Annotated in this window: 15 protein-coding genes; 10 read left to right on the top strand and 5 right to left on the bottom strand. The window is 36.0% G+C overall.

Translation table 11 applies throughout. The annotated features are described in order from the left end of the window. Nucleotides 1–68: 68 nt before the first annotated feature. A complete protein-coding gene (locus FVQ77_03275; protein MBW8049363.1) occupies nt 69–2,150 on the bottom strand; it encodes a hypothetical protein in 2,082 nt (693 codons plus the stop codon). Between the two features lie 535 nt (nt 2,151–2,685). Between FVQ77_03275 and FVQ77_03270 the strand changes: the two genes are divergently transcribed. After that, entirely contained in the window at nt 2,686–3,762 is a 1,077-nt protein-coding gene (locus FVQ77_03270) for a diacylglycerol kinase family lipid kinase (GenBank protein ID MBW8049362.1), read from the top strand. A gap of 237 nt (nt 3,763–3,999) precedes the next feature. Here the strand turns inward: FVQ77_03270 and FVQ77_03265 are convergent, their stop codons facing one another. Then, a complete protein-coding gene (locus FVQ77_03265) occupies nt 4,000–5,601 on the bottom strand; it encodes a tetratricopeptide repeat protein (GenBank protein ID MBW8049361.1) in 1,602 nt (533 codons plus the stop codon). 66 nt (nt 5,602–5,667) lie between these two features. On the opposite strand from FVQ77_03265, the gene FVQ77_03260 reads away from it, so the two are divergent. Continuing rightward, nucleotides 5,668–6,150, top strand: a complete 483-nt coding sequence (locus tag FVQ77_03260) for a GAF domain-containing protein (GenBank protein MBW8049360.1) — start codon at nt 5,668–5,670, stop codon at nt 6,148–6,150. Between the two features lie 42 nt (nt 6,151–6,192). Here FVQ77_03260 and FVQ77_03255 read toward each other — a convergent pair whose 3' ends face one another. Further along, entirely contained in the window at nt 6,193–6,870 is a 678-nt protein-coding gene (locus FVQ77_03255) for a phosphatidylserine decarboxylase family protein (protein MBW8049359.1), read from the bottom strand. An 89-nt stretch (nt 6,871–6,959) separates the two neighbouring features. Here FVQ77_03255 and FVQ77_03250 point away from each other — a divergent pair, with 89 nt between their 5' ends. Together FVQ77_03250 and FVQ77_03245 are read left to right on the top strand one after the other, a co-directional pair. Beyond that, nucleotides 6,960–7,514: a Uma2 family endonuclease gene (locus FVQ77_03250; protein MBW8049358.1), complete on the top strand. Its 555-nt coding sequence runs from the start codon at nt 6,960–6,962 to the stop codon at nt 7,512–7,514. Nucleotides 7,515–7,563: 49 nt separating this feature from the next. After that, nucleotides 7,564–9,228: a SpoIIE family protein phosphatase gene (locus tag FVQ77_03245; protein ID MBW8049357.1), complete on the top strand. Its 1,665-nt coding sequence runs from the start codon at nt 7,564–7,566 to the stop codon at nt 9,226–9,228. A gap of 51 nt (nt 9,229–9,279) precedes the next feature. Here the strand turns inward: FVQ77_03245 and FVQ77_03240 are convergent, their stop codons facing one another. Further along, complete coding sequence (locus FVQ77_03240) at nt 9,280–9,654, bottom strand: DUF1987 domain-containing protein (protein MBW8049356.1); 375 nt, start codon at nt 9,652–9,654, stop codon at nt 9,280–9,282. Between the two features lie 353 nt (nt 9,655–10,007). On the opposite strand from FVQ77_03240, the gene FVQ77_03235 reads away from it, so the two are divergent. From FVQ77_03235 to folK, 4 genes are all read left to right on the top strand, one after another. Continuing rightward, nucleotides 10,008–10,829 (top strand): hypothetical protein, encoded by an 822-nt coding sequence (locus FVQ77_03235; GenBank protein ID MBW8049355.1) that lies wholly within the window; start codon nt 10,008–10,010, stop codon nt 10,827–10,829. A 666-nt stretch (nt 10,830–11,495) separates the two neighbouring features. Next, entirely contained in the window at nt 11,496–11,867 is a 372-nt protein-coding gene (locus FVQ77_03230; protein MBW8049354.1) for a type II toxin-antitoxin system PemK/MazF family toxin, read from the top strand. A gap of 137 nt (nt 11,868–12,004) precedes the next feature. Then, nucleotides 12,005–12,280 (top strand): type II toxin-antitoxin system HicB family antitoxin, encoded by a 276-nt coding sequence (locus FVQ77_03225; protein ID MBW8049353.1) that lies wholly within the window; start codon nt 12,005–12,007, stop codon nt 12,278–12,280. Nucleotides 12,281–12,469: 189 nt separating this feature from the next. Further along, nucleotides 12,470–12,955 carry a 2-amino-4-hydroxy-6-hydroxymethyldihydropteridine diphosphokinase gene (gene folK / locus FVQ77_03220; protein MBW8049352.1) on the top strand — a complete coding sequence of 162 codons (486 nt, stop codon included), beginning with the start codon at nt 12,470–12,472 and terminating at the stop codon, nt 12,953–12,955. Between the two features lie 48 nt (nt 12,956–13,003). Here the strand turns inward: folK and FVQ77_03215 are convergent, their stop codons facing one another. After that, nucleotides 13,004–14,950, bottom strand: a complete 1,947-nt coding sequence (locus tag FVQ77_03215; GenBank protein MBW8049351.1) for a polysaccharide biosynthesis protein — start codon at nt 14,948–14,950, stop codon at nt 13,004–13,006. Nucleotides 14,951–15,247: 297 nt separating this feature from the next. Between FVQ77_03215 and FVQ77_03210 the strand changes: the two genes are divergently transcribed. Next, nucleotides 15,248–15,517 carry an acylphosphatase gene (locus tag FVQ77_03210; GenBank protein ID MBW8049350.1) on the top strand — a complete coding sequence of 90 codons (270 nt, stop codon included), beginning with the start codon at nt 15,248–15,250 and terminating at the stop codon, nt 15,515–15,517. Nucleotides 15,518–15,596: 79 nt separating this feature from the next. Beyond that, nucleotides 15,597–16,679 carry an EamA family transporter gene (locus FVQ77_03205; GenBank protein MBW8049349.1) on the top strand — a complete coding sequence of 361 codons (1,083 nt, stop codon included), beginning with the start codon at nt 15,597–15,599 and terminating at the stop codon, nt 16,677–16,679. Nucleotide 16,680: the final 1 nt, after the last annotated feature.

Raw genomic sequence — 16,680 nt, 5'->3', positions numbered from 1 at the left:
TATTGCTTTATTGTTCCATTCTCATTACAATTGAGCGATACAAAAGTAGAGAAATTTTTCTTTTTTCGTTATTTATCTTTATATTTTTCAATCTCACTCAAATAAATTTTTTCATCAATTTCCTTTTCATTTTTATAATAAGAAACAACACCCCAAATGTAGCTGATCTGCTGAAATACAATTTGCTTTGCAGGGTATTGTATGATGATATATTTAATCGTTTTAAAGGTGCCTTGCTCTGATTTTTCAATTATTTTAGGGGTAAACTGATCTTTGGGTATATTTTTGCCTGCCTGGAGCTTTAAACTGGCTATTTTTTCAGCTCGTTCTGTTTCTGCCATCTCAATAATGATGATCTTGAGGTGCTCTTTTATTGCTTGTTGATTTAATATAGCCCTTTTTTCTTCTTCTTTAGCCTTTTTACTTATTTGGCTTTCTCCTGATAATACATTTTCTTTAGATTCAACTTGTTGCTGGAGGGTTTCATATTCAAGGTCGAATGAACCGCCTTTTGATTTTCTTTCAAAGTTTTCACTCTCAGCGACAAATACCAAAAGCTCTTTATCAGCTTCAGTGATCGTTGTTATATTTTTAAGAATTTTCTTCTCTCTTTCGACTTCTTTTTTCAGCCATACAGCTTCGGCTTTTGTTTCTTTATAAACAAGGGAGGCGTCAGCCCAATCCGGTCGTTCTTCCATGCGTGCCATGTCTGCAAAATCTAAATTTTCTTTATATTCTGCTAACAATTTTTTCCTTTCAGCCTCTTTTTTCAATTTCTCTGCTTCAGCTTTAGCTTTGGCTTCAGCTTCTTCTTTCAATCTTTTTTCTTCGGCCAGTTTTTCGGCTTTAGATACATTTATTAAGCTATCTTCGTTGGCTTTCACCCTGGCTTCAGCTTCTTTTTTTATTCGCTTTGCTTCTTCTTCTTTCCTTTTCCTCTCAGTTTTCACCCATTTTTCAGTAAAATGGGTGAAATTTTTGCCGTCAAACCGGTTTATCCCACCACCTTCGGTACCGATCCATATAATTCCGGATCTATCTTCAAATATTGACGTAATAATATTATGGCTCAATCCGTCTTCGGTAGTAAAATGTGTAAATTTCGATCCATCCAGTTTTCCCTGCTTTAGCGTGAGCAAGTCAGGCTTTAATCGTGAAATGCCGCTGCCATCCGTGCCAATCCAGAAGTTTCCTTTTGAATCCTGCAATATTGAAAATATCTTTTTATTGCTTAATTTTTTAATACAGTTTCTACCTTCAGGACAGGTTTTTTGGGTAGTAAGATAGACAAATTCAGGCAATGTATCATTGATCTGGTCTGCAGGAAGCATAGTTATTCCGCCACCCCCTGTACAAAACCATAAATTGCCTGAATTGTCTTCTATAATTGCAGATATTTCATTATGTGATAATCCGTTTTCAGTGGTGAAGTAGGTAAATTTTAAAGGTACATTTTTATCAGCTAAATTTTGTTCGGGGTCAAGCCTGCTTATCCCACCTCCCCGGGTACCTAACCAGAGCTTTCCGTTTTTGTCTTCCCGGATTGCCTGAACGCTGTAATGATTCAGCCCCCGGCCTTCTGTGATGTGCATAAATGGGTTGATATCCTGGTCTGTCCTGCCAACAAGTTTAGGGTCAAACAGCGTGGCTCCGGCATCATTTGTACCTAACCAAAGCAAACCATTTTTATCCTGAATGATCGTGTATATTTCGTTGCTGATCAGGCTAATCTTTTTAGTGAAATGGGTAAATTTAAAGGATGATTGTTTAAGACTTTGTTTATCAAGCTGCAATCGCGATACCCCGGCTCCTGATGTACCAATCCATAAATCACCTGAGCGATCTTCAAGGATGGAATACACCAAATCGCTATTCATGCCTTCTTCTTCTGAAATATTTATGAGCTTCTTGCCATCATAAATGTAAATGCCTAAACCATAAGTGCCAATCCACAGGTTGCCAATGTTATCTTCGCATATTGTATAAACTATGGATTCGTCAAAAGACGCTCCAATTTGGGATGTAGCCCGGAATGGCAAACAGAGGAAGTGCAATAATATCAACAAAAATTTGCACCGTTGCAGAAAAAAGATTATCCTGTCGCCTCGTTGAGCAAAATAAATATTTTTGAAAAATAATTGTATGCTCATTTTAAGAATATAACTTGGTAAGTTGATTAAAAAATAAAATTACTAAAAATTGAGCAAAGTAAAAATGATATAAAGTTACTGGGTACTGGGTGCTGGTAGAGTAACTACTGTCAGGAAGAATTACTAATAACCCAGAACCCAGTGCCCAGAACCTGATTATTAAAAGCAAGAAAGATAAATTCATAAACAGATCTTTAAAAACTTTGAAATTCTGATACAAAATTAAACCTAAAAATCTAAATTAAAAAGAAAGAAAAGTTGACCCCGTTAGATATAATCAATAAAAGCAACAAACAAGTAACATATAATGCAACATTTATAAACATTTACCTGATAGTATAAAAATATCTAACGGGGTGAATGTAAATGTTATGATACTTCCTTAATTTAGTTGCCGTAAAAGTAAAAAATTAATAATAATAGGGTCAACCAGCACCCAGTAACCAGCATCCAGTAACTGATAATTTGATGCATGATGTTAATAATGCTTACAATTTAAGTTGTTTTTTTTAATTTAGATTTTTAGGTTAAATATATTTTGAACAAAAGTAAAATTATTTTCGTAATAAATCCACTGTCAGGAACAAAATCAAAAAAAAATATCCCGCAGTTGATAGAGGGTGCCTTTAAAACCACTCCAAGCCCCTCTGAACCGGAGAAACGGGGAATCGGAGAAACGGAGAGAAGAAAAGCGAAGCCCCGGTCCTTCGGACGGGGTAGGCAATTCACCGGTTCACCGGTTCACCGGTTCACTGATTCGTCAAGGAATAGCGGCGCGGAAATCCTGGTCACTGAAAAGCCGGGACATGCTACTACAATAGCAAAAGAAGCAAAAAATAATGGCGTTAATATAGTTGTAGCTGTGGGAGGAGATGGAACGGTGAATGAGATTGCAAAGGAATTGGTTAATACTGATATAAAATTGGGCATTATTCCAAAGGGTTCAGGCAATGGACTTGCAAGGGAATTGAAAATACCTTTAAAGATAAATAAGGCTGTCAGTTTACTTGATAATTGCCGTGTCTCACTAATTGATTCGTGTACTATAAATGGAAATCCTTTTTTTAATACTGCCGGTACTGGTCTTGATGCTTACGTTGCCAGATTGTATGCAGAAGGAAAAAAAAGGGGATTCAAAGCGTATTTTGACATTGTATTATCTGAGTTTTTTAAATATAAACCGCAAAATTATGAAATAGAGATAGATTCACCCTGTGAAATACCCCATCTCGATTACTCGGGAGGAGGAAGCAAAGTTATTCCAAAGGGTAAAAAATATTTTAAAAGGAAAGCCATCTTGATCAGTCTTGCCAATGGAAAACAATACGGTAATAATATTTATTTATCTCCTGAGGCAGATATAAAAGACGGCCTGGTAGATGTTTGTATTTTGAAGCCCTTTCCTAAAAGCAGGATTGTTGAATTTGTTTACAGGATATTTAGCCATACCATCTATAATTTTAAATATTTTGAGATGTTCAGAGCTAAAGGGGTAACTATAAAAAGAGAACAACCAGACACAGTTCATCTGGATGGCGAACCGGTTGAGATGGGGAAGGAGTTGGTTGTGAGCATAGTGCCGAAGTCTTTGAAAGTGCTGGTGCCGGTGTGATTAGCCCCCCTAGTGTTTAGTTGCGTAAGTTTTCTATAGATTTGCAAACAGGTTTTGAGGCGGGAAAAAGTCACAAGTCCCAAATTCCAAGTAAAAAGTAAAAAGTAAAAAGTAAAATGAAAAAACTGCCTCCATATTTTTACTTTTTACTTTTTACTTTTTACTTTTTACTTTTTACTTGGAATTTGGGACTTTGGACTTAAATTCAATTATATAGATTATTTATGCAATTTAACACTACTTCTTCCGGGTCTCCCATTTCACATAAAAACCCTCTGCCTTTTTCTCCAATGCTTCCAATAAGTCAGGCATAGAATTTACCGTACCTTTCCCCTCTTTTACTTCATAAATAGTGGGCAAGACAGGATTTACATAAATGCTAACAGCAGAAAATCCTTTCACCAAAGATTGTATAGCTTTCTGGTAATAATATAAGGCATTACCAATATCATTTTTTTTAAAAAACAGGCTGGCCAATATCAAATGCCTCCTGGCAACCAAAGGGTGGTAAGAGCCGATATTTTTAAGTAATATTGGTAAAGCATTTTTTAATAACTCGTATCCATCATCGAATTTATTCATTTTAACATATACATCTGCAATGTAAATTCTATCCCATGCTACATAAAAATGCTCGCTGCCAAAGTTATAAAGATCTATTGTTAAAGATTTTTTGTGGTAATGAAGCGCTTTTTCGTAATTCCCATTTTCCTTATATAACATGCCAAGGTTAAAATTGGGATAACCAACTGATGGATGCTTTTCTCCAAGAAATTTTGTATGTATTTTAATACTTCGTTGATAATTTTTTACTGCTTCGTTAATTTCTCCTATGTCGGCAAGTATATTCCCGAGGTTATTATAGCTTGAGGCTAAATCAAGATGTAGTGAACTATGGGTTTTTCCTTCTAAGACGGATTTGTCTATGGCTGATAATTTTATCCTTAAGGATTGTTGACAGTATTCCAATGCTGTGTAAAAATCGCCCATAGCCCCGTAAATATTTGCAATGTTATTATAGCATTTAGCTACATTGGAGTGTTTCCTGCCAAAATTTTTTAAATAAAGCGACAGTGATTGCTCATGATATTTTAAAGCTTTCTGATAATCACTTTTAAGATAATAAATATTTCCCAGGTTGCTGTAACATGAGGCTAATTTGGAATGATCGGCTTCAAAGGTTTGTAAAAATATTAATAGAGATTGCTCAAAATTTTCTAACGCATTTTGATAATCACCGTTTCTTGCATAGATTATTCCTAATTTTTCATAGACGTCACCAATTTTATAATGATTTTCACCTAATTTTTTAATGCCTAATGATAGAATATTGTTTAGAACAGTGATTGCCTTTTCAAATTTAGCCTGATACATAGCTAAATTCCAGGCAAGCTGATTATGGCATTCAATATATTTTTCCCATAATATCAGATAGTCGTCTGGCCTGTCCCGTATCTCGCCTGTCACGCCAGTCACGATCCTATGGGGGAGTACTCGGGATCGGGGCGACTCTTGAAGTTGTGCAAGTTTTAGGAAAATAGTACCTGCCTTTTGGTAATAGGAGCTGGAACTGTCATAGCTTGCAACCTGGTGGAAAGAGTCGGCAAGGTGGAAGTAATGATTTGCCAGTTGTAAAGTACCATTCAATACAGAAGTTGTATCTGCCGCAATGGTATCATATACAGTTTTTGCTGAAATATTATAACCTTGTTGAAATATCAGGATGAAAATAATTATTAATCCCGAGTACTCGGGATGAGTTGCATCATTTATTGTACCTGCCTGTCGGCAGACAGGTCGAAATTTCAATATTTTAAACAATTTAGAAGTTATGTCCATTAAATTAAGTAGTTTTGACAAGCAGCAATTATTTTTACAAGGTTTCAAAGTTATTAAAAATAGTTTATGATGGAAGAAACAGCCGCCATAAAAAACAAAAAAGAAAAATACAGATCCTTATTAATTCAAATCTCATCTTTGTTAGAAAACGAGGCCGATTTGATCGCCAACCTTTCAAACATTGTAGCAGCGCTGAAGTATGGGATGGATTTTTTCTGGGTTGGGTTTTATTTTGTAAAGGAATCGGGTCTGGTGTTAGGTCCTTTTCAGGGTCCTGTGGCATGTACGCGTATCCCTTTTAATAAAGGCGTATGTGGAGCTTGTTATTCACAAAAAGAAACTATTATTGTGCCGGATGTAAATAAATTTTCGGGGCATATCGCCTGCAGCAGTGAAACCAGGTCTGAAATCGTTGTGCCGGTATTTAAAAATGAGGAAGTGACGCTTATCCTGGACATTGATAGTGATAAGCTGGATGATTTTGGTGAAGTGGATAAATATTATTTGGTGCAATTAGGGGTCATTATTGAAAAAAATATTAATTTATGAAAGGGAAAATAGGTGATAAAGCAAGACTCAACCACATATGCACTACAACTCAGCAATAACCGTCTCTCCCCCCACAGTTTTATCACCAATTTTAATATTTAATTTGGCATCAAGCGGCAGCAACACATCCAGACGCGAACCAAACTTTATAAACCCCAGCTCATCTCCCTGCTTAACCACATCACCCTGTTTTACATAACACGATATCCTCCTTGCCACAGCGCCAGCAATTTGTCTTACTAAAATTTGATGTTTATTCTCTGTTTCATAAACAACCGTGGTTCGTTCATTTTTGGCGCTTGACTTAGGATGCCAGGCGACCAAATAGTTGCCCGGATGGTATTTAAAATATTTGATAGTCCCGGAAACCGGGTTTCTGTTGATATGCACATTGAGCGGTGACATGAAGATGGAAATTTGTCTGCGAGTTTTATTAAAATACTCTGTTTCGTTAACCTCTCCAATAGCCACAACCTTTCCATCTGCTGGAGCAAGCACATGATTGGGATTTAGTATAATTTCAATTTTCGGGTTCCTGAAAAAGTTCAGAAGCAGCACGTAAAGTATAACACTGATGGAAGTAGTTGCAATTCGAAGAAACTTAACCATTCCGGGTTTTGCAGGATCCTCAGGAACGAATAAATAGACGATCAGGTTTATTACCACCAATATTATGAAAAATATGATCAGCAACTTGTAGCCCTCTTTATGTATTGTCATAATACAAATTTATAAAAAAAGTTAATAAAAAATGACCAAATTAAAGTTTAATTTTCTATTTTTTATTATCTTTCGGAAAAATAAAAACAATGGAAGAAGCAATAAAAAAAAAGATGTCTGTTGAAGAATATTTTGAGCTTGAGAAAAATTCAGAGATCAGGCATGAATATTATCAGGGAGAAATGTTTGCTATGGCGGGCGAAACTAAAAAGCATAATTCAATTGCAATTAATTGTATCCTAGCTTTAAAAAATGCCCTTAAAGGAAAAAAATGCAATGTATATATGGAAGACGTTAAAATAGAAGCCCTAAAGGATAAATATTATCCTTATCCTGATGTAATAGTTACATGTGACAATAGAGACAATGATGAATATATAATCAAATACCCATTTCTCATTATTGAAGTCTTATCAAAAAGCACCGAAGATCAAGACAGGGGTTTTAAATTTGTAAAGTATCGCAATATCAAATCTTTGCAATATTATATCATGGTCTCTCAAAAAGAATATCTCGTTGAATGTTATACAAGGGGTAAAGGCCAAATGTGGATGCTAAATACATACAGTTCGCTAAACGATACAATAGTATTAAGTAAACTCTCAGTTAAATTAGCTCTGAAAGATATTTATGAGGGAGTGTAGTTGTTGATTAATTATCATTAAATAATGCAAAACAAATTGCTTATCTCATATGACAAAACAAATAAAACGATCGCTTAAGGATCTATTGAACCTTAAAAAGGTAAAACAAGGTGAGACTGCGTTCAACCGGAGCGAGCGGGTTATGGGGTACATGTACCTGTTCTTCTTGTTCATCCACATAATGTTGTTTGTCAAAGATGCTACGGATCCTTCAGTTCCCTTATTGGGGTTATTCCAACTTTCAATGATAGCAGGAGGGATGATGTACGTGTTTGCCTTGTGGCTGGTTTACAGAGGATTTCTGAACTGGAGCATAGTGGTCTGGTTCCTGGAGATGTCAGGGCATTCGATCATCGGTGTACAGGTATTTGGATCAGAATTGGGTGTTCACTACTTATTCTTGTTAATGCCGCTTGTAGTATTTCTCACTGATTTTAAACTCATCTTCAAACTGGGGTTTGTTGCGGTTTCCATTGTCGCATTTATTCTGGTGTATAAGTATGGGCTGTCCGTTATTCCTACCGGGAACCCTGATGATGTGGAAAAAACGGTGATTAAATTAGGTGTCTCGCTTATTATTGTAGCAGCAGGCATCGGGTTTGTTTTCCACCAGAGTGTGCAAAACGCTGAAGCTAATTATGAACGGGAAAAGAAGAAAGTAGACGACAAGAACAAAGAAATAATGGACAGTATTCGTTATGCCGGTAATATTCAGCAGGCAATTCTTCCTAATGAGCAAGAGCTGAAAAATATTTTATCAGATCATTTTATATTTTTTCAGCCAAAAGATATAGTGAGCGGAGACTTTTATTGGTTTCATAGCAGCTCCCCTAACAGCCCCCCTGCCTCCCGCAATGCTGGCCCGATGTCCATTAGACATCGTCCTCCCCAAATGGGGGACTTTCCCGCCACACTTCCCAAAGGGAAAGGGGTTGGCAAAGTCTCCCCCCTTTGGGGGGACGGAAGGGGGGCTGTTAGGGGGGCTTCTTCTACTGTTTTTATTGCCGCATGTGATTGTACAGGGCATGGGGTACCGGGCGCCTTTCTGTCAATGATTGGAAACGACCTGTTAAACCACATAATCATTGAAAAAGGTGTGGACACACCTGGTGACATATTATCGCAGCTAAACAGGGCGGTGAAAAAAGTCTTCACCAGGAAAGGCTTTGAGCAGCAAGCAGAAGATGGGATGGATATGACCCTTTGTAAAATAGAGGTAGTGAATGGGGATTTTGTAGAGACGTTACATGTAACGTCTCTACAAAATCCCCATTCACTACAATTTGCAGGAGCATGTAACCCGTTGTTTATAATACGAAAAAATGTAATAGCAACAGAAATTTATAAAAATGCCCTCCCTTTCTTTTCACCCCCTTTGGAAGAGACACAGAAGAAACCAGGTTTTGAAGGAGCCGTAATTAAGGGTGATAAAAAATCTATTGGCGGACATACTGAATTGGATTATAATTTTACAAATCACAAAATAGACCTTAAAAAAGGTGATACCATTTATATCTTTTCCGATGGGTTTGTTGACCAGTTTGGCGGCCCTGATGACAGAAAGTTCATGATGAAGTCATTCAAAGAACTTTTGCTTTCCATTCAATCAAAAACTATGGCGGAGCAAAAAGAATTGCTGCGCAAGACCATAAATGATTGGATTGGAAAGGGTGAGCAGGTGGATGATATGATGGTGATTGGGGTGAGGGTTTGATTAATGGTAAAGCACGAATTTCGTACTTCGTCATTCGTACTTCGTCATTTATTAATAGCTCACATACTCAAAAGGCACATCAACCATTTCAAAAAGATAGTCCACTTCATCTTTGAATTCAAGATCATCTTCTTCATGATACCAGTAAATTGTAACCTCAAACCCTTCATTGTATATTTTAGAGAGCGTTTGAAAGATAGCAGACATTACTTTAAATGTAGCAGAATTATAGTAGGTGAGCTTGATTTCAAAATTTGTTGCAGGATTGGGATTCTTAGCATAAATATTCAGCCATTCCCGTACCGGGTTATAAAAAAGCACTATATTTTCAGGTAAAGATCGGCCTGAAATTTCAAATTTATTATTTGCCGGATCGAATATTACTTTTGGTGAATTATGAGTTGGTTCGATTAGCAGTGGTTCCATAATGTTATTTCTATACTAATAAAAAAATGCTAATATACTTTAAAATGCTAATATACGAATTTATACTAATGATACGAATAAAAGACACACTACAAGTATTTGCATTAATCTCTTTTGGGTCTCAGCGGTGGGCATTAGTATAATTAGTATTAATTAGTATATTAGCATTTTAGTATTAGCATTTTAAAGTATATTGGCATCGGTTGTATAAAAAAAGTTTAAAAATTTTTTGCATTTAAAAAAAAACACATATCTTTGTGCGTTCAAAAAATCCCACCTCCCAGTTGGGGGGTGGATATCCCGTACATGAAGCGGGATGAAATATTCAACTTAAAACCTAAATTATTAAAAAAATGAAAAAATTATTGTATTTATTTTCGTTGCTTGCTATTGCAAGCGTGGTTGTCTTTTTTGGGTGTAAAAAAGATGAGGAGGCGGTGCCGCCCACTATCGGATTAATAACTCCAGGTCTTACCAGTAATACTACTATAGATATAGGCGAATCAATCATGATAGTAGCAATCGCTACAAAAGGCGACAAAAATCTTAGTAGCTACACAGTTACAAGAAGTGGTACTGCTTTATCAGGTTACCCTAAAAGTATTTCAGGTGGTAGCTATACAGACACTTTAACTGATACACCTCCTTCTGGTGCAGGTGATTATGATTATACCTGTACAGTTACAGATAAAAATGATAAAACGGCAAGTACCACAATTACAGTTGTTGTAGCTTCTTTTGGCACTATAACTGAAAAAACAGGTGCGTTATATCATATTCAAGGGCCATCAGGCTGTACTGGCGCTTATGACTTAGTAGCAGGCGCAGTTGTCGCAGGGTCTGGATCTGAAGTTGATAAGGATATGAAGAATACAGATGGTATTGGAGCTACATTTACCGGTAATTGGGGAACTGGTACAGGTAACAGTACTATGTATATTAAATCTACAGGTACTTATGCTAGTACATCAGAAACATCTGCTATTGCTGAATATAGTGCAGGTACTCCAACTTCAACGATTACTCCAAGTGCTAATGATGTTTACATAGCGAAATTAAGAGGAGGCACTACTTATGCCTTAATCGAAATTACAAGCATAAGTCCTACTGATGTTACTTGTAATATTGCTGCTACTAACAAAGGCAAGATGTCATTTAAATATAAAAAGAACTAATTGTATTAGTGTTTGTGAATAAAAAAGCCGCTCCAAATTGAGAGCGGCTTTTTTTATTGCAAAATAGTAGGTATAAACTTTTTACTATAAATTTGCAGAAATTGTAAACTTTTTATTTTTTTACTTATTATTAAAAGTTCGCTAAATTAGCGAACTTTTAATTTGATTTTACGTTTATATTGATGGTGAATATTCTATCAGGTTAAATGATCAATACCGTTTAATCTTCGTAACCGAACAAGAGCAAACATTTGTAATACATATAAAAGAGTTATGGGCAAGCTGGCATTTTTTATTATCCGATGGTTATAACACATTTGAGAAATGAACTAAAAATATTGACATTTCTGATTTTTATCACATCAATTAGTTTCGGACAAAATCGAAAACTGACTGAACAGTTTAGTAAAAAATGGAAACGTGAAATCCGAAAAGATGTAAAATGAGACACAGACAAATATATGAAATACCGACTGACAATAGGCTTATTATTAAACTTCCTCAGACATTTAGAAAAAAAAGGAAAGTTATGGTAATCCTTGACGACAATGTCGACTCACTATCTAAGAAGCTTGAACAATTAAAAAAAGCTCCTACTGACCCGCTTTTCATGGCAGACTTGCAAGAAATAGAAAATGACTTCAACTCCATTGACTCAGAAACATTATGAAAATCGTCAAAAAATGGAGTATCTGGAAAGCAGGACTTGATCCAGTTGTAGGATCCGAACAAGGAAAAACACGACCAGTACTGATTATTAGCGAGACTGAAATCAATAAAATACTTAGAGTAGTGAATGTACTGCCGTTGACAAGTAGAAAAACAAGAAGAACTATATATCCTAATGAAACACTTATCGAAGCAGGACGGTATGGACTTGAAAAGGAATCCATTGTACTCTGCTATCAGATACGAACACTTGACAAAGGGCGACTTCTTTCAGAATATGGAGTTATGGACGACCCTGACAAACAAGCTGAAATAATAGAGTCTCTCTGCTTTCAATTAGGAATCGGAAGATTGGGCAGCAGCAGCTAAAGAATTTAGCTACAGAAGAAGATGTGGGTGTTTTCTGAATTTTATATGAAAAATAATTCATCCAAATGTAATTTTAATGTTGCTTAATACGTTAAGAAAATGTCAGGTAAGGAGTTGAAAAAAAGGTTAGCAATATTATGTTTTATTATGCCAAAATAATAAAAGATAGAAATGAGGATGGTTATTTAGTAACCTTTCCTGATTTTAAAAATATTTTCACTGAAGGAGAAACTATTGAGGAAGCTATTAAAAATGCCGGTGAAGCTCTGAATGGGGTTTTGGGATCTGATTTTGAGAGGGATATCAAAATCCCTAATCCTACAATAATTAAATCCCGAAATTATTACCCTATTGAAGTTGAACAAAAATTAGAAATTGAACTAAAAAGAAATAGCACTCAAGTATTACAATAAAATATTAATAGATAAAACAGATATTACACCTGAGTTTGCTATAAAATTAGAAAATGCTTTAGGCATAAAAGCAGAATTTTGGATGAATTTGCAGATGGATTTTGAAATTGATACCATTCGTATAAAACACAGGGATATGCTTAACAAAACAAAGTTATTAAATAAGAAAAAATATGAAATCAATGACCAATGACTGAGCTATATTTACTATCCGGAAGCAATTTAGGAGATAGAGAAAAGAATTTAAAAAATGCCCTCTCACTGATAAACAACTCCATCGGGAAAATAGTTATAAGGTCTAAAATATATGAAACCGAGCCATGGGGAGTCAGCGACCAGCCCTTGTTCTTAAACCAGGTAATAAAAGCATTAACCGGTTTTAGCCCCGATGAAGTGTTGCAAAAAATAAAAAAAATAGAAGAGGGTCTTGGCAGGAAAAAACGTAAAAAATGGGCAGAAAGGATAATTGATATTGATATGCTCTACTACGATAATCTGGTAATTAATACCCAGGATCTGAAGATTCCCCATCCCGAAATTATTAACAGGAAGTTCACTTTAGCGCCATTAACAGAAATCGCTCCTGATTTCATTCATCCGGTGGCAAATGTTATTAATAGAGTACTCTACGAAAAGTGTGAGGATACGCGTAGGGTGTATGTGCATGGCGCATAGTGCATAGCCCCGCCAGTTGGCGGGGTTTCCCCCGCCATGCGCCATGCGCTACGCGCTACGCGCTCTTAAGTCAAGCTTTTCATAAACTGAATTATTACTCAAATATTCAGGAATTATCTGTTTCATTTTTAAGATAATAGCTTCATTGTCTTGCTCAGAAAATAATTTTGTCAATTCAGATATCTGTTCGGATATAAGGTCAAATCCGTACTGTCTGACACTGGCAATCATGATCTTAGGATGATGGGTTGGTTTGGTCTTTTCCAGTTCATTTAAAAGATCTTCGTATAGTTTTTCGCCATGCCTTAAACCAGTAAAGGTCAACTGGATATCCTTGCCTAAGGTAAGCCCGGATAATTTGATCATCTTTTTTGCCAGGTCCACAACCCTGATAGATTTACCCATATCAAAAAGTAATATCTCTCCTCCATTGCTCATTGCTGCAGCTTCTATTACAAGCTGGCAGGCTTCAGGAATGGTCATAAAATACCTGGTCACTTCGGGGTGGGTCACTGTTACAGGCCCTCCATCTGCAATCTGTTTTTTGAAACGCGGAATTACTGAGCCGTTAGAGCCCAGCACATTCCCAAACCTTGTCGTTACAAAGCTGGTGTTTTCAACTTCAACCCCATTACCCTTCGTAAATGTTGCATTAGGTACTTCGCCTGCCTTTGAGTTGATTTTGCTATTGAGCGCCTGGATGTATATTTCAGCTATTCTTTTAGATGCACCCATCACGCTTGTTGGATTTACAGCCTTGTCTGTAGAGATCATTACAAACTTTTTTACCTTATATTTTACAGAAAGGTCTGCCATGATCCTGGTTCCTAATATATTGGTATTTACAGCTTCTGAAGGATTTAATTCCATGACCGGCACATGCTTATAAGCTGCTGCGTGAAAAACCAGGTCAGGACGAAATGCCTTAAAAACTTTTTCCATGCGGTCTGCTTTCCTCACATCTGCCAATACAGTTTCAAAGCTGGCCATACGATCTGAACTTGTTAACTCTAACTCAAAATCATAAAGTGGTGATTCAGCTTGATCCAACAAAATGAGCTTTTGAGGTGAAAAATCCATGATTTGCCTTGCCAGCTCACTTCCGATAGAGCCGGCTGCACCCGTTATTAATACTACCTTATTTTTTATTTCACTGTTAACCAAATGATTTTTTAATTTGATCGGTTCGCGACCCAATACATCTTCAATTTTAACATTTCGTATCTGGTTAAAGCTCAATTCGCCATTGATCCAGTTGTCAACAGGAGGCACGCTGCGGACCCTGAGATCATAAGACAAGCAGGTATCTACAATTTCCCTTCTTCTTTCTATAGGAATGTTTTGAATGGCGATAATTAATAAATGAACCTTTTTTTCCTCTATTAATTTGCTCAAATTATCCATAGAATAATAAATTTTTACGCCTTCTATTGTGCTGTTTGATTTAGATTTATTATCATCAATAAATGCAACAACTTTATAATTAATTTTCGGGTCCTGATCTAAGGTTTTTTTGGTGATCATTCCTGCTTCACCAGCGCCATAGATGATAACATTAACCTTTTCAATATCCTGACCCTTCGATTCATAATATAATAACTTGGCAATTACCCTGAACGAAGACATAAAAAGCAATGAAAGGAAATAGTCCATCAATAATACAGACCTGGGAATAAAAAAAGCTTTGGTAAAGTAATAATGAATACCATCAATGAAAGCAAAAATTAATAAAGAGATTGTAAGCGCTTTAAATATTCTATTGGCATCTTTTACACTTGTGTACCTGATAATTCCTGCATAACTTTTTACGATATAAAATAAGTTTGCCTTTACAACAATAACTACTAGAACAACCCATAATAAAGAATTCCAGACTTTTTCAGGAATATCAAAATCAAATCTTAAAGCATAAGATAAAATGATTGAAAGAATACAAAGAACCAGATCAATCTGAAAAACGGTCCAGCGAGGGATACTTTTTAAAATATAAAGCATAAAATATGATACTAATATAAAATCCTATAAAATCTAAATAAATTACTATTTTTTACCTGCTTATTATGATTATTACGCAAAGTTATAGATAAAGTTTACAAAAATACCAAAAAATCCAATCCGATGCCAATATACTTTAAAATGCTAATATACGAATTTATACTAATGATATGAATAAAAGACACATTACAAGTATTTGCATTAATCTCTTTTGGGTCTCAGCGGTGGGCATTAGTATAATTAGTATTAATTAGTATATTAGCATTATACTTACATTAGTATATTGGCATCGGGTAAATGAAAGTTCATAAAAACATTAAAATCACCGGTATAGTACAGGGCGTATATTTCAGAGCAACTACATGGGATAAAGCCAGGGAATTGGGTGTGAAAGGTTTTGTCAGAAATCAAGCAGATGGTTCTGTATATATTGAAGCAGAAAGTGATGAAGTAGTGTTGAAAAAGTTTATTGACTGGTGCCATAGCGGGCCTTCTGCTGCCAGGGTGGATCAGGTAGAGGTGGATGCTGCTGTGATGAAGTCTTTTAGAACATTTGAAATTAGGTGAATAGGTTAAATCGTCATAATGATTAAAAAATTATTCCAGTTTCTTCCCGAGTACTCGGGATTGATACGTTAAATTAAAAATGCCCTCCTGGTTAATATTAGCAATACTTACAGCCGTCTTTAAATCCATAATGGATATATTCAGTAAGTTTGCTCTAAGGCGTACCAATGAGTTTGTAGTAGGCTGGGCTGTTTTTTTCTTTACTACACCTTTCTTAATTCCTATTTGGATCATCATTGATATTCCCCCGTTGGGTGGATCTTACTGGTACGCTTTGATATTAAGCGGAACGATGAATGCAATTATTATGGTGATCTATATGAAAGCGCTTCAAAGTTCTGATCTGTCGGTTACACTGCCCATGCTCACTTTTACGCCTTTGTTTTTGCTAATTACTTCTCCATTGATTGTAGGCGAGTTTCCCAATAGGTTAGGAATTGTTGGAATTGTTTTGATTGTGTTTGGGGCTTATTCATTGAATATCAATACGTTATGGAATAAATCAAAGAAAATCCGAAATCCGAAATCAACCGCAAAGACGCAAAGGCGCAAAGTTTTTTTAGAAAAATCATCCTTTGCGTCTCTGCGTCTTTGCGGTGAAATCCGAAATTCGAAACTCACCCTTTCATTTTTAAAAAATATAAGAGCATTATGGATTCCTTTCAGGGCGCTTTTTCACGAAAAAGGACCGAGACTGATGCTGCTTGTTGCATTTCTATGGAGCATCTCTTCAAACCTGGATAAGATCGGTATCCAAAATTCCTCTCCATTGTTTTGGGCGGTCTCTATCAATTTGTTCATTATAATAATATTAACACCGGTAATCATTTGGAGATCAAAGAAAGAGATTGCCCGGATCTTTTTTGGAAAATGGAAGATGAAAGATGGAAAAAAAGAGAAAACGATTCTTTCCATCTTCCATCAAACATCTTACATATTTTGTTTGCTGCTTGGCCTTGGTTTATTCAGCGCATTGACATTTATATGTCACATGACTGCCCTCAGCCTTACATTAGTTGCCTACCTGGTAGCAATAAAACGAAGCAGCGTGATCCTGGGCGTGCTGGGTGGTTACTTTATTTTTAAAGAAAAGAACATTTCTTCGCGATTGGTTGGAGCTGTTATAATGGTGATAGGGGTGTTTTGTATTGCATTGTCTTAAC

This window comes from Cytophagales bacterium, assembly GCA_019456305.1.
Classification (GTDB): domain Bacteria; phylum Bacteroidota; class Bacteroidia; order Cytophagales; family VRUD01; genus VRUD01.
The sequence above is the reverse complement of the archived record's forward strand: the minus strand, read 5'-3'. Positions and strand labels throughout refer to the sequence as shown.